The following is a 13,203-nucleotide window of genomic DNA, read 5'->3' on the forward strand; positions in this document are numbered from 1 at the left end:
GCAGCCCGTCAGACCGGGATCGCCTCGACCTCGTCTTCGGCCTCTGCATCGATCTCCGCGTCGACATCGGTGAGCTGGCCGGAGGCGCCGGCCGCCTCGGCGAGGCCGCGGGCGGCCTTGCGGAGGAGCTTGCGGAGGCGGCGCCGGTCGGTCTTGTCGAGATGGTCGAGCAGCTCGGCCTCGACATCCTCCTGGATCCGCTCGATGGCCTCGGCCTTCGCCAGGCCGGCCTCGGTGAGTTGCACCCGCACGACGCGGCCGTCACCCGATTCGGCCCGGCGCTCCACGATGCCGAGAGCCGCGAGCCGGGTAACCGTCTTGGACGCGGTCGGCGGGCGGACCCGCAGGAGGGCGGCGAGGTCGCCCATCGTCATGGTGCCGGCGGCGGCGAGCGCCTGGACCACCTGTTCCTGCCCGGCGAACAGGCCGAGCTTGGCCAGCCGGTCACCGGTGCGCGCGCGGTGCAGGCGCGCGGCCTGCACCAGGGCCCAGCCGACGCTGCGCACGCCAGGTGGCCGCATCTTCTTGGACGATCCTTCGGACGCACCCGTGTCCTTGGTCTCGCGCTCACGTTTCTGCTTGTCGCCCACCGGAGCGCCCGCATCTATGCCGGCGGCCGCCGGACCATCCTGAACCTGCACCGTCCACTCCCGTCCCAAGGCCGCCCGGTTTCCTGTGGCGCGCGCGGGTGACGGTGCGATGACGGGGGCCGAAAACGCCCTGCACTCAACAGGGCATCAAGCGCTTCAGCCGGTCAAGGATGTCCTCGCCCGTGCACGGACGGGCGATGAAGTCGGCATGGGCGGGCATCCGGGCCGGATCGGGCGCGGCCCGCCCGGACACGATGAGAATCGGCAGTTGCGGGCGGGCCTCGGCCACCGCGCTCGCCAGGTCGAAGCCGTCGGTCTTTCCCGAGAGCTGGACGTCCGTCACCAGGCCACAGATGTCAGGCCGCGCCTGCAGGATGCTGAGCGCCCGCTCGGCGGAGGCACATTGCACCGTGTCGTAACCGCCATCCTCCAGCACGTCCCCGAGGTCCATGATCGTCAGCGCCTCGTCCTCGACGAGGAGGATCACCGGCCGATCGCCGCCCGAAACCGTCTGCTCGCTCGCCACTGTGTACTCCCTCCGGCAGCGTCCGACCGCGAGGGCCGCCGCACGCGTTGTCAGCGGTGAGCCAACGGCAGAAACGGTTCCAGGTTGCAGGGCGGCGTGGCGACGGCTCGCGGGATCGTGTGGCGGATGCGCTCAGGCGAGCGCCGCGGCCCGCTCGGAGACGACGCCGACGACGGCCTCGATCAGTCGGTCGAGATCGGCGTCCGGAATGGTCAGGGCGGGGGTGAGATAGACGATGTCGCCGAACGGCCGCACCCAGACATCCCGGTCGAGGAAGCCCGCCTTGAGGGCGGCGAGGTCGGGCGGCGCGGTGAACTGCACCGCCCCGAGGGCACCCAGGACCCGGACATCCGCCACGCCGGGCAGTCCCTTCAGGCCGGACAGCCCATCCGCGAGCCGGCGGGCGATGGCACCGGCCTGTTCGAGGCGCGGCTCGGTCGCGAACAGGTCGAGGCTGGCATTGGCCGCCGCGCAGGCCAGCGGATTGGCCATGAAGGTCGGGCCGTGCATCAACGCTGCCGCCGGATCCTCGGACCAGAACGCCTCGAACACCTCCGTCCGGGCGACCGTGGCCGCCAGCGCCATGGTGCCGCCGGTGAGCGCCTTCGACAGGCACAGGATGTCCGGCACGATCCCGGCCTGCTCGCAGGCGAACAGGCTGCCGGTGCGCCCGAATCCGGTGAAGATCTCGTCGGCGATCAACGGCAGGCCGTGCCGGCGAGCGAGGCGGGCGACGGTCGCCAGCACCTCCGGCGGGTGCAGGACCATCCCACCCGCACCCTGGACGAGGGGTTCGACGATCACGGCTACCAGCGTCTCGCGGTGGGCGGCCAGAGCCGCATCCAGCGCCTCCGTCTCGGCCAGGCTCCGCGGCAGGTCACAGAACACCTGGCTGGGCAGGTAGGCGCCGAAGCGGCGATGCATGCCCTCCTCGGGGTCGCAGACCGACATCGCGCCCATCGTGTCGCCGTGATAGCCGCCCCGGAAGGCCAGCACTTTCGTCCGGCCGCTCACCCCGCGATTGAGCCACATTTGGGCGGACATCTTCAACGCGACCTCGACGGCGACCGAGCCCGAATCGCTCAGGAACACGTGGTCGAGATCCCCCGGCAACAGCGCGGAGAGCCGTGACGCCAGCCGCTCCGCCGGGGCATGGGTCAGGCCGCCGAACATCACGTGCGGCATCCGCGCCAGCTGGTCGGCCACGGACCGGGCGATGTGGGGATGGTTGTAGCCATGCACGGCCGTCCACCAGGACGCGATCCCATCCACCAGCTCGCGGCCATCGGCCAGCACGATGCGGCTGCCATGCGTCGCCACCGCCTCCAGGGGCGGAGCGGCCACGCCCATCTGCGTGTAGGGGCGCCAGAGAGTCTGTTTCAACGGTCGATCGGACGTCATGGCGGAGGGATGGGCGGCAAGGCCGGAGTGGTCAAGCAGACGCGCGATCCGGCGTGTGAACGGACTGAAGCCGCTATGTCCGCCGGCGACGGTAAGACAGGCGAATCGCGAGCAGTATTTGTTCTGTGCCGACGAGGGACGCCACGCCGGGGCGCTCGGAATACCCCACGCGTAACTTCCGCAGCTCCGCGCCGGTCGCCACCTTGACATCCACCGCCCCCGCGGCCCCATCACGCACCTGATGGACAGCCTCGACGCCTTCGCCCGCACCAAACTCGACGCGCTGGAAGCCGGCAGCCTGCGGCGGCGGCTCACGCCAACCGAGCGCGGCACCGGAGCCGCGGCGTCGCGCCGGGGCAGGGCGCTCGTCTCGTTCTCATGCAACGACTATCTCGGACTGTCGCATCACCCGCGGGTGATCGCCGCCGCGCAAGAGGCGGCCGGCCGCTATGGGGCCGGGGCGGGCGGCTCGCGCCTCGTCACCGGCGACCACCCCTATCTGGGCGCCCTGGAGGAGGGACTCGCCCGCCACAAGGGCGCCGAAGCCGCCCTGGTGTTCGGCAGCGGCTATCTCGCCAATCTCGGCATCACCCCGGCGCTGGCCGGGCGCGGCGACGTCGTGGTGCTTGATGAACTCTCCCATGCCTGCATGTGGGCGGGGGCGCGGCTGTCGGGCGCCGCAGTGCTGACATTTCGACACAACGATCCGGCCGACCTCGCGGACAAGCTCGCGGCGCACCGCCCGCACCACGCCCGCGCCCTCGTCTTGACCGAGCGGGTGTTCAGCATGGATGGCGACCGGGCGCCGCTCGGCGATCTGCTGGGTGTCGCGGAAGCCTTCGACGCCTGGACGCTGGTCGACGACGCCCACGGGATCGGGGTGGTCGAGGACGGGCCGCGGGCACCGCTGGAAATGGGCACGCTGTCGAAGGCGCTCGGCTCTTACGGCGGCTATCTCTGCGCCTCGCGGCCGGTGATCGACCTGATGACGAGCCGCGCCCGGAGCTTCGTCTACACCACCGGCCTACCCCCGGCCTCGGCCGCTGCAGCCCTGGAAGCGCTGGCGATCCTGGAGGAGGAACCGGCCCGGCGCGCCCGGCCGCTGGCGCTGGCCCAACGCTTCACCGCCCGCCTCGGCTTGCCCGAAGCCGAGAGCGCCGTGGTGCCGGTCCTGGTCGGCGACGCGCAGGCGGCGCTCGAAATCTCTACGGCCCTGGAGGCTGCCGGCTTCCTGGTCGTGGCCATCCGCCCCCCGACCGTACCGGCCGGGACCGCGCGGCTGCGGGTCGCGTTCTCGGCGGCCCACACGGATGCGCAGGTCGACGCCCTGGCCGACGCGGTAGCGGCGCTGACCGGCCGCGCTTCCCGTCCCTGAGCGCCGACCCTATACCTCGTCGCCGACGCTCCCGCACAAGAGGAGCCGGCCGGCACAGATCAACCCTGAGGACGACGCCATGGACGCCACCGCTCTGCGAGCCCTCCAGGCTCCGATCAAGGACCAGTACCGCACGGCGCCGGATTCGGCGGTGATCACCCTGAAGGCGCGGGGTACCCTCGACGACACCAAGATCGCCTGCAAGGTCGAGACCGGCCGCGCCATCGCGGAAGCCGGGCTCCACCCGGCGACCGGCGGCTCCGGCCTCGAACTGTGCTCCGGGGACATGCTGCTCGAAGCGCTGGTCGCGTGCGCGGGCGTGACCCTCAAGGCAGTGGCGACAGCGCTCGCGATTCCGCTGCGCTCCGGCACGGTGAGTGCGGAGGGCGACCTCGATTTTCGCGGAACGCTCGGCGTCGACAAGGAAGCGCCTGTGGGCTTTCGCAGCATCCGGCTGTTCTTCACTCTGGATACCGACGCCTCGGAGGACAAACTCGCAGACCTGCTCAAGCTGACCGAGCGCTACTGCGTCGTGTTCCAGACCCTGAACCACAAACCCGCGCTGTCGGTCGCCGTCACGTCGGCCTGAGGGAACACGACGATGGCCGGCGACATCACCCAGACGGAGTATTGGAACGGCGAGGTCGGCACCCGCTGGGCCCGCAATCAGGCGGTGCTCGACGCGGTGTTCGCACCGCTCACCGAGGCGCTGTTCGCGCGCCTGACGCTCCAGCCCGGGCAATCCGTGCTCGATATCGGCTGCGGCTCGGGCACCACGACGCTGGAGGCCGCCCGCCGGGTCGGTCCGCAAGGGAGCGTGACCGGCGCGGACATCTCGGCGCCGCTGCTCGCGGTCGCCCAGGACCGGGCCGAGGCGGAACCACTCGGTGCCGCGCCGATCCGGTTCGTCGAGGCGGACGTGGAGAACGCCGCTCTCGGAACCTATCAGCAGGCCTTGTCACGGTTCGGCGTGATGTTCTTTCCGGAGTCGGCCCACGCCTTCGCCAACATCCGCCGGATGCTCCAGCCCGAGGGACGGCTGACCTTCCTGTGCTGGCGGGCGCTGCCGGAGAACCTTTGGGTGACGGTGCCGCGCGATGCGGTGCTGCCGCTCCTGCCCGAGATCCCGCCGCCGCCGCAACCGGATACGCCCGGCCCGTTCCGCTTCGCCGACCAAGAACGGCTGGTCGCGCTGCTGCGCGGCGCAGGTTTCGGGACCGTGACCTGTGACGCGATCGACCGGGACGTGGTGCTCGGCCGCGGCGCCAACGAGACCGAGGCGGCGGAGGCCGCCGCCCATGTCGCGCTCAATCTCGGGCCGACCGCGCGTCTCCTCCGCGAGGCCGAGCCAGATCTGCGTGCCCGGGCCGAGGCCGCCGTCACCGCGGCCCTGCACCCGCACGCGGAGGGCGGTATCGTCAGTCTGCGCGCCTCCTGCTGGCTGGTCCAGGCAAGCTGACGACCTGCACGATCACACGGGCTTCCTGTCGGAGTGCCTGCCGCGGCCTGCACCGTCCCCGGATGAAACGCGCCCCTTTTCCGGGCCGCCCGGAATGTCAGCGGACGGTGATCCGGGAGCCAGAGCCGCGGAGCGGCCCAATCGCGAAACGACGCGCTAACCCTCGGCCGCTTCGCGTCACCGCGTGCTGGATCCCGGGTCGCAGTCCTCTGCCGCAGAATCGGTTTCGATTCACAACCCCAACGCCCCGCCGTCGGAACGCGGGTCGTGCATCGCCTCGATCCGCCCATCGCGGGCCCGGCGGACGAGCATGCCGGCATGGCCCAGCGTGTCGCTGTAGGGCACGCCGACCGGCTCGATCTGGTGGCCCATGCGCTCCAGAGCCGACAGGATCGCCGGATCGAACCGATCCTCCACCTTCACGCTGAGCGAGGGCGCGCCCCAGGTCCGGCCGTAGAGCAGCCGGGGGGCATCGACCGCATCGGCGACGGAAAACCCGTAATCGGCGTAGCGGCAGAAGATCTGCGCCTGGAATTGCGGTTGGCCGTCGCCGCCCATCGCGCCGTAGGCCATGACCCGGCCGTCGTCGAAACAGGCCAGCGCCGGGATCAGGGTGTGGAACGGGCGCCGCCCGGGCTCCAGCGGGTTCACGGCGTCCGGGTCGAGGGAGAACGAGACGCCCCGGTTGAGCCAGTCGATGCCGGTGCGCGGCAGAACCACCCCGGAACCGTATTCCCAGTAGACCGACTGGATGTACGAGACCGCCAGCCCGTCGCGGTCGATCGCCCCCATCCAGACGGTGTCGCCGGGGGAATCGCGCAAGGGAATCGTTGCGGCGCGCTTCATGTCGATACGCGCGGCTTCCGTGGCGAGGAAAGCCGGCACCAGGAACTCCTCCATGTCGTGCCGCAGGCGGCCGAAATCGGTCACCACCCGGTCGCGGATCGCGAAGGCGCGCTTCGTCGCCTCGATCAGCCCGTGATAATGCGCCGTGCTCTCCGGGGTGGCGACATTCAGGCGGTCGAACAGGCCGAGGATGATCAAGGCCGCGAGCCCCTGGGTCGGGGGCGGGAAGTTGAACAGCGTGGCGTCGCGCCGACGCATCGCCAAGGGCCTGCGCTCGACCGCCTGGTAGGCCTTGAGGTCGGCCCGGGTCACCGGCGCGTCGAGGCGTTCCAGGTCGGCGCCGATCTCGTGGGCGACATCGCCTCGATAAAAGTCGTCCAGCCCGGCATGTGCGAGCTGCTCGAGGGTCGCCCCGAGGGCCGCGAGCTTGCGGATCTCGCCCGCCCGGTAGGGCTTGCCGTCGTTGAGAAAGGTCGCGGCGAAGTTCGGGGCCTCATGCAGGGTGTCGCCCGGTTGCGGCTTGTAGCGCTCCTCGCTGGGTGAGACCGGGACACCGTCGCGGGCCTGGGTGATCGCGTCGGCGAGCAACACGTCCAGGGGCAGGCGGCCGCCGAGCGCCTTGGACAGCGCCAGAGCGAGGTCCCAGCCGCCGACCGCGCCGGCCACCGTCACCATGGCGTCGGGGCCGCGCGACGGGATCGTATCGTAGCCCTTTTCACGGTAGCGCTGGATCGTCGCGAGGCGCCCGGCCGGCCCGCATGCCTCGATGCCGCGCACCCGGCCGCCGCGCTCGCGAACCAGCCAGAATCCATCGCCGCCGATGCTGTTCATGTGCGGGTAGACCACGGCGATCGAGGCCGCCATCGCCACCATCGCCTCGATGGCGTTGCCGCCCTGTGCCAGCACGGTCCGGCCGGCCGAGGCCGCGAGATGGTGAGGGGCCGCAACAGCGCTGTCGGAGAAGACGGGGGTCTCGAGCATCGAAGATCCTGTGGTGTTCCAGCCGCAGCGTTAGGCAAGTCTGCGGCCGCTGCAAGGGACCACGGTTCGCCACGCCCGTCCCATGCTAGGAACGCCGATGCCCATCGCGCAGAAGCGGCCGATGTCGTTCAAGAGTTTACCTCCGTTGGCCCTCGGCCTCACCTTGGCCGCCCTGCCGGCCGCGGCGCAGCAGCGGGTGCGGACCGTCTACGAGGGTGCGGGCGCCGATCCGCGGATCTCGGTCTCGCAGCCGGAGAGCACCAGCCAGGCGTCCGGCGGCTATGTCCGGTCGATCGAGCCGTCGTTGGGCGCGCTTGGCGATCCCCTGGGGTTGCGCCCGGTGCTGAAAGCGCGTGGCATCGAGTACAGCGTCACCTACATCGCCGACCTATTGGGCAACCCGACCGGCGGTCTTCGTCAGGGGGCGATCGTCGAGGATCGCCTGAACCTGCGGCTCAACCTCGATCTCGACCGGCTGGCCGGCTGGGAGGGCGCGACGATCCACGCCAACGCCTACTTCATCCACGGCACCGGCTTGTCGCGCTACTATGTCGGCGACCTGCTCACCACGAGCGTGATCGAGGCGCTTCCGTCGAGCCGGCTGTACGTGCTGTGGTTCGATCAGAGCCTGATGGACGGGCAGCTCGGCCTCCGGATCGGCCAGCAGGCGGCCGACACCGAGTTCTTCGTCAGCCAGACCGCGACTTTGTTCGTGAACTCCACCTTCGGCTGGCCGGCGATCACCGGGCTCGACCTGCCGAGCGGCGGTCCGGCCTATCCGCTCTCGGCGCCCGCGATCCGCGCGAAGTACGCGCCGGGCAATGGTTTCTCCCTTCAGGTCGGGCTCTACGATGGCGATCCCGCGGGGGCGAACCGGCCAGGCCCGGATCCGGAGGCGCAGCGACTGAACCGTACCGGCACGAACTTCCGGACCAACGACCCGGCCCTGATCGTCGCCGAGGCGACCTACGCGTTCAATATCGAGCCGGGAGCCGAAGGCCTGCCCGGCGACATCACGTTCGGCGGCTGGCAGCATTTCGGCCGGTTCGACAGCCTGCGCTTTGACATCACCGGGGTGCCGCTGGCCGACCCGAACGCCACCGGCATCGGCCGCCCCCTGCGCGGCAATGCCGGATTCTACGGCATCTACGACCAGACCCTGTACCGGGAATCCGGCAAGGACGATGAGGGCCTCGGCTTCTTCGTGCGCACCGCCTACTCGCCGACCCGCTCAAGCCTGATCGACGCCTACGTCGATGCCGGCCTCGCCTACAAGGGCCTGTTCGACGGCCGCGACGACGACACCGTCGGGGTCAGCCTCGCTCATGCCCGGATCAGCGACGACGCCCACCGGGCCGACCGGGACACGATCCTCTACACCGGCGTCCCGACGCCGCGGCGACGGGCCGAGACGGTGCTGGAGGCGACCTACCAAGCCGTGGTGGTTCCGGGCTTCACGGTGCAGCCCGACCTCCAATACGTCTTCCATCCGGGTGCCGGCATAGCCGGCCCGGATGGACGCCGCTTGCGCAACGCGGTGGTGCTCGGGGTGCGCGCCAGCGTGCAGTACTGAGCCGTCCGGCCTGGAACGCGCGCGGACCTGCCCTCTTTCAGGGCTATGGTAATCTTCGAGTGGGTTGTCGGCGTCCTGTTCGGCGCCGTCCTTTTGGCCGCGCTGGCGCGTCGGCTGGGTGCGCCTTACCCGGCGTTCCTGGCGCTCGGCGGCGTCGCGCTGGCCTTCGTGCCCGGGGTACCGAACCTGCGGCTCGATCCCGAACTGGCGCTCGCCCTGTTCCTCGCCCCCGTCCTGCTCGATGCCGGCTTCGACGCGTCCCTGCGGGACATGCGCGAGAACTGGCGCGCGGTGTTCGGGTTGGCGGTGGGCGCGGTGGCGGTCACGACGCTCGCCGTCGCGCTCGTGGCCCATCTCATCGTGCCCGACATGCCGATCGCGGCCTGCATCGTGCTTGGCGCCGTGGTCGCGCCGCCCGACGCCGTGGCGGCCCTGGCGGTGCTGAAGCACGCGCCGATGCCACACCGGCTCGCCACGATCCTGCGCGGCGAGAGCCTTCTGAACGACGCCGCATCGCTGATCATCTACCGCCTGGCGGTGACGGCTGCGATGGCGGACGGCTTTCATCCGGCCGAGGTCGCCCCGGCCTTCATGCTCGGCGTGGTGGCCAGTTTGGCCGCCGGACCCTGCCTGGGCCTGGCCTTCGTCGCCCTGACGAAGCGCGTGACCGACCCGGCGAGCACCATCGTGATGCAGTTCGTCGCCGCGTTCGGGATCTGGCTCGCCGCGGAGCGTCTGGAGATGTCGGGGGTGCTGACCATCGTCACCTTCGCGGTCACGGTCGCCCGCCGGGCGCCCGGCATCACGGCCCCGCGCACCCGGGTGATCTCCTACGCGGTGTGGGACACGGCGGTATTCGTCCTCAACGTCCTAGCTTTCATCCTGATCGGCATTCAGATCGATCCGATCCAGGACCGCCTGACCGGTGCAGATTCCTGGCAGGCGATGTTCCTCGCCGCCGCGATCTTCGCCACCGTCGTGGTGACCCGTCTGGCCTGGGTCCTGCCCACGACCGGCCTCAAGGGCCTCGGCCTGCGTCAGGCCGGTGCCCGCGCGAAGTTCGGGCCGGGGCTCGCTCTGTCCTGGGCCGGGATGCGCGGCATCGTCACGGTCGCGGCCGCCCTGGCGCTGCCGATGGAGTTCCCGCACCGGGACCTCGTGGTGTTCACCGCCTTCTTCACGGTTTTGGGCACGCTAATCGTTCAGGGCCTGACCCTGCGTCCGCTGCTCGCGCACCTGAAGCTGGAGGATGACGATCCGGTTGGCCGGGAAGTGGGCTGGGCGCGCGCCGCCGCCTACAAGGCGGCCCTCGAGAGCCTTGCCGAATCCGGTGACGAGCCGGCGATCGATTCCCTGCGCGCCGAGTTCCGCTCGGCCCTCGAAGAGGCCGAGGCCCACGAGGAGGGCCTTGCTCCCGAGAGTCTCCCCTCGGATGCCGCCCGCCGCCGGTCGGTGGCGGCTGCGCGCAATGCGGTTCTCTCGCTGCGGCGGCAGGGCCGCATCGGAGACGATGCCTATTTCCTGCTGGAGGAGGAGTTCGACTGGGCCGAACTCAACGCCACGCCGAAGGCGGAGACCTGAGTCACAGCCTTCCTACGGCACCCGTTCAGACACCCTTGCGCGCTGCGACCCGGGATTCGATCGCGTCCCAGACTGCCACCGAGAGGTCCGGGCCGCCGAGCCGCTGGATGGCCCGGATGCCGGTGGGGGAGGTGACGTTGATCTCGGTGAGATGTCCGTCGATCACGTCGATCCCGACCAGGATCAGGCCGCGCCGGGCTAGCTCCGGACCGATCGTCGCGCAGATCTCGCGCTCGCGCTCGGTCAGCTCCGAAGCCGAGGCGGCCCCGCCGCGCACCATGTTCGACCGGATGTCGTTGGCCGCCGGCACCCGGTTGACCGCGCCCATCGCCAAGCCGTCCACCAGAATGATGCGCTTGTCGCCCTCGGTCACCCGGTCGAGGTAGCGCTGGATCACCCAGGCCTCCCGGAAGGTGGTGGCGAACAGATCGAACATCGAGCCGAAGTTCGGGTCCGTTTCGGTGACCTTGAAGACGGCAGCGCCACCGTGCCCGTGCAACGGCTTCATCGCGACGGTGCCGTGCTCCAACCGGAAGGCCTCGATCTCGGCCTTGTCGCGGCTGATCAGGGTCGGGGGCATCAGCTCGGGAAAATCAAGCACGAACAGCTTCTCGGGCGCATTGCGCACCTCGAAGGGATCGTTGACCACCAGCGTCTCCGGATGGATCCGCTGCAGCATGTGGGTGGCCGTGATGTAGGCCATGTCGAACGGCGGATCCTGGCGCATCAGCACCACGTCCGCCTCGGCGAGGTCGATCCGCTCCGGCGGCGTGAGCGTGAAATGCGCGCCCTCGACGTCCTGGACCGTCAGACGCTCGACCCGAGCCGTGACCCGCCGGCCCTGCATCGAGAGCCGGTCGGGCGTGTAGTAGATCAAGTCATGACCCCGCCGCTGCGCCTCGAGCAGTAGAGCGAAGGTCGTGTCCCCGGCGATCCGGATGTTCTGGATCGGGTCCATCTGGACGGCGACAGTCAGGCCCATCGAAAATGCCCTTCGCCTGCGGCGCGTATCTGGACCGGTGAAATGCTCAATCGTCCGACAGCGACTTGCTGCCGGTGCGCTTGTCGTAGTCGCCGATCGCCGAGCGGCACTCGGGCGATAGGCGCTTGCGGTTGCGCGTCATGCACCGGTCGGCGTCCTGGCTGTTCGGATCGACGCCGGCGCAGAGACGGAAATAGTCGTTGGCGCAGCCGAGTTGCAGGCCCTGGTCCTCACGCTGGGCGTAGGCCGGGCCGGTGGCGAGCGCGAACAGCACGAGCGCACCCGTCGCCAGGCCGCAGCGGCGGTTGGAGCGCAGGAATCGTTCCGGAACGAGTCGCATTCAGCGGTGTCCTCAAATCTCGGTCGCGCGGAAAATCGGTGCGGCGGTCAGCTCGTCCGCTTGCGCCCGGCATATCGGTCGCGCTGGGCGGTAGGCAAGCGGCACGGCTCTGCATGGGTTCCCCGCGCGCAACGCCGCGCCCACGCTTCGCCGCTGTGTGGCGCCCGGGCCGCATCGTCGGCCAAGAAAAAGGGCCCCGTCCAAGAACGGACAGGGCCCCAGTCAAAGGGAGGAAACGCCCGCCATGGGCGAAACCCGCATCGCAATTCGCGCGCCAGACCAGCCAAAATGCCGCCCCGATCCGGGCCGGGATCCGGCAAGACTCCGTTAACCACGTCATGCTGAATGGGTTCTGTAGCCCTTGCCGACCCCCTCTGCAGGGCCCGGGCACTGCCGCTCGAGCCGCCGACAGGAGCCGGAGACCATGACCCCATTCAAGCCGCAGGTGACTGGCCAGACCCGCCTGCCAATGCCCGCCAACGATGCGGCGCGCGACGCACGGCGGGATCCGCCCGCGGTCCTGCTACCGTTCCCCGGGCCCGACGCGCGCCGGACCCGCCAATTGCCGCGCACCGACGAGCAGCGCGGCGAGATCCTGTTCTTCCTGGGCGTTCGTTACGAGCGCCTTGCCTCCTGAACGCAGCGATAGCCGCCGACCGGCCCGGCCAGGCGACGTTTCCGACGGTTTGATCATGCCTGTTCCGGACCGCCATCGGCCGAGCGTCGCACCCGTTGGAGACAGGCGCGCGAGCCGCGCGCACAGGGCCACCATCGTCCTGGCCGCCGGCACCGCGCTGGCGCTGCTCGCCGCCTGCACGCAGAGCGGCGATTTCGGCCGCCCCCGCACCGGCGTTTGGAATGGACTGATCGACACCACCGGCAGCTTCTCGTCGCGGGATCGCGGCCGGCTGATCCTCGATTCCGGCCTGACCGACGACGAGCAGGCGCTGCGCGACCGCGCCTGGCGCTTCGTCCAGCCGGCCAGCACCCTCACGGCATTCCAGGATGCCCTCTTCGGACTGGCCAGCGCGCACGCGACGCCGACTTGGCGGTTCGACGAGGTCGGCGCCTATTACGACACGCTGACCGCAGAGCCGTCGCGCTCCCCGGTCTCCCGCTACCGCCAGCTCGCCGACGACGCCACGGCCGATGCCCGCCTGATCCCGATCTTCACGGCGCTCGCCGCGCGGGTGATCGACGCGGATGCCGCGCGGCTGCGCAGCTTGCCCTTTGCCAAAACCCTCGACGACGCGGATATCCGCCTCGCAGCCCAGCATGTCGCCGAGAACCGCTGCCTGATCGCCTGGGTGCGGATCGAGGCCGGCCTGCGGCTGGCGCGCTACCGCTATGCCCTGGAGCATCTCTTCGCCCAGGCTCCGGCCAAGGAGTCGGTCGCGGCCGAGCGCTCGCTGGCCATGCTCGCCGCGCGCCGCAACCTGCTCGACCCGCTGCTGCCACCGGACGCCGCGGCCCGATGCGGCCTCGAAGCCGCCATCGTGCCGGTCGCCGAGGCGCCGCCACTGGTCGTCAAATATTGAGTTGACCCGGC

13 protein-coding genes are annotated in these 13,203 nt (G+C 70.4%); 7 read left to right on the forward strand and 6 right to left on the reverse strand.

The annotated features are described in order from the left end of the window. Window positions 1-8 precede the first annotated feature (8 nt). From AC0IY0_RS00610 to AC0IY0_RS00620, 3 genes are all read right to left on the reverse strand, one after another. Window positions 9-641, reverse strand: a complete 633-nt coding sequence (locus AC0IY0_RS00610) for a MarR family winged helix-turn-helix transcriptional regulator (RefSeq protein WP_471762809.1) — start codon at window positions 639-641, stop codon at window positions 9-11. 85 nt (window positions 642-726) lie between these two features. Next, a complete protein-coding gene (locus tag AC0IY0_RS00615; protein WP_147853788.1) occupies window positions 727-1,116 on the reverse strand; it encodes a response regulator in 390 nt (129 codons plus the stop codon). 132 nt (window positions 1,117-1,248) lie between these two features. Continuing rightward, window positions 1,249-2,517 (reverse strand): adenosylmethionine--8-amino-7-oxononanoate transaminase, encoded by a 1,269-nt coding sequence (locus AC0IY0_RS00620; RefSeq protein ID WP_419830281.1) that lies wholly within the window; start codon window positions 2,515-2,517, stop codon window positions 1,249-1,251. Between the two features lie 241 nt (window positions 2,518-2,758). Here AC0IY0_RS00620 and AC0IY0_RS00625 point away from each other — a divergent pair, with 241 nt between their 5' ends. The 3 genes from AC0IY0_RS00625 to AC0IY0_RS00635 all read left to right on the forward strand — a co-directional run bounded on the left by AC0IY0_RS00625 (window position 2,759) and on the right by AC0IY0_RS00635 (window position 5,351). Then, a complete protein-coding gene (locus tag AC0IY0_RS00625; protein ID WP_419830280.1) occupies window positions 2,759-3,892 on the forward strand; it encodes an aminotransferase class I/II-fold pyridoxal phosphate-dependent enzyme in 1,134 nt (377 codons plus the stop codon). A gap of 79 nt (window positions 3,893-3,971) precedes the next feature. Further along, entirely contained in the window at window positions 3,972-4,481 is a 510-nt protein-coding gene (locus AC0IY0_RS00630; RefSeq protein WP_147907291.1) for an OsmC family protein, read from the forward strand. Window positions 4,482-4,493: 12 nt separating this feature from the next. Beyond that, window positions 4,494-5,351 carry a class I SAM-dependent methyltransferase gene (locus AC0IY0_RS00635; protein ID WP_471762810.1) on the forward strand — a complete coding sequence of 286 codons (858 nt, stop codon included), beginning with the start codon at window positions 4,494-4,496 and terminating at the stop codon, window positions 5,349-5,351. Between the two features lie 231 nt (window positions 5,352-5,582). Here AC0IY0_RS00635 and AC0IY0_RS00640 read toward each other — a convergent pair whose 3' ends face one another. Then, complete coding sequence (locus AC0IY0_RS00640) at window positions 5,583-7,178, reverse strand: gamma-glutamyltransferase family protein (RefSeq protein WP_471762812.1); 1,596 nt, start codon at window positions 7,176-7,178, stop codon at window positions 5,583-5,585. A gap of 121 nt (window positions 7,179-7,299) precedes the next feature. On the opposite strand from AC0IY0_RS00640, the gene AC0IY0_RS00645 reads away from it, so the two are divergent. Next, a complete protein-coding gene (locus AC0IY0_RS00645; RefSeq protein WP_147907340.1) occupies window positions 7,300-8,751 on the forward strand; it encodes a carbohydrate porin in 1,452 nt (483 codons plus the stop codon). Window positions 8,752-8,796: 45 nt separating this feature from the next. After that, entirely contained in the window at window positions 8,797-10,332 is a 1,536-nt protein-coding gene (locus AC0IY0_RS00650) for a cation:proton antiporter (RefSeq protein ID WP_147907294.1), read from the forward strand. 25 nt (window positions 10,333-10,357) lie between these two features. On the opposite strand, the gene gshB is transcribed toward AC0IY0_RS00650, so the two are convergent. Continuing rightward, the gene (gene gshB, locus AC0IY0_RS00655; RefSeq protein WP_471762813.1) at window positions 10,358-11,314 is read right to left on the reverse strand and encodes a glutathione synthase; all 957 of its coding nucleotides are present in this window, start codon (window positions 11,312-11,314) and stop codon (window positions 10,358-10,360) included. Window positions 11,315-11,360: 46 nt separating this feature from the next. Next, window positions 11,361-11,654: a hypothetical protein gene (locus AC0IY0_RS00660; RefSeq protein WP_147907296.1), complete on the reverse strand. Its 294-nt coding sequence runs from the start codon at window positions 11,652-11,654 to the stop codon at window positions 11,361-11,363. Between the two features lie 424 nt (window positions 11,655-12,078). On the opposite strand from AC0IY0_RS00660, the gene AC0IY0_RS00665 reads away from it, so the two are divergent. Together AC0IY0_RS00665 and AC0IY0_RS00670 are read left to right on the forward strand one after the other, a co-directional pair. Next, complete coding sequence (locus AC0IY0_RS00665) at window positions 12,079-12,291, forward strand: hypothetical protein (protein WP_147907297.1); 213 nt, start codon at window positions 12,079-12,081, stop codon at window positions 12,289-12,291. A 55-nt stretch (window positions 12,292-12,346) separates the two neighbouring features. Then, the gene (locus AC0IY0_RS00670; RefSeq protein WP_246692377.1) at window positions 12,347-13,192 is read left to right on the forward strand and encodes a hypothetical protein; all 846 of its coding nucleotides are present in this window, start codon (window positions 12,347-12,349) and stop codon (window positions 13,190-13,192) included. Window positions 13,193-13,203 lie beyond the last annotated feature (11 nt).

The sequence above is a fragment of the Methylobacterium sp. AC315 genome, assembly GCF_979253755.1.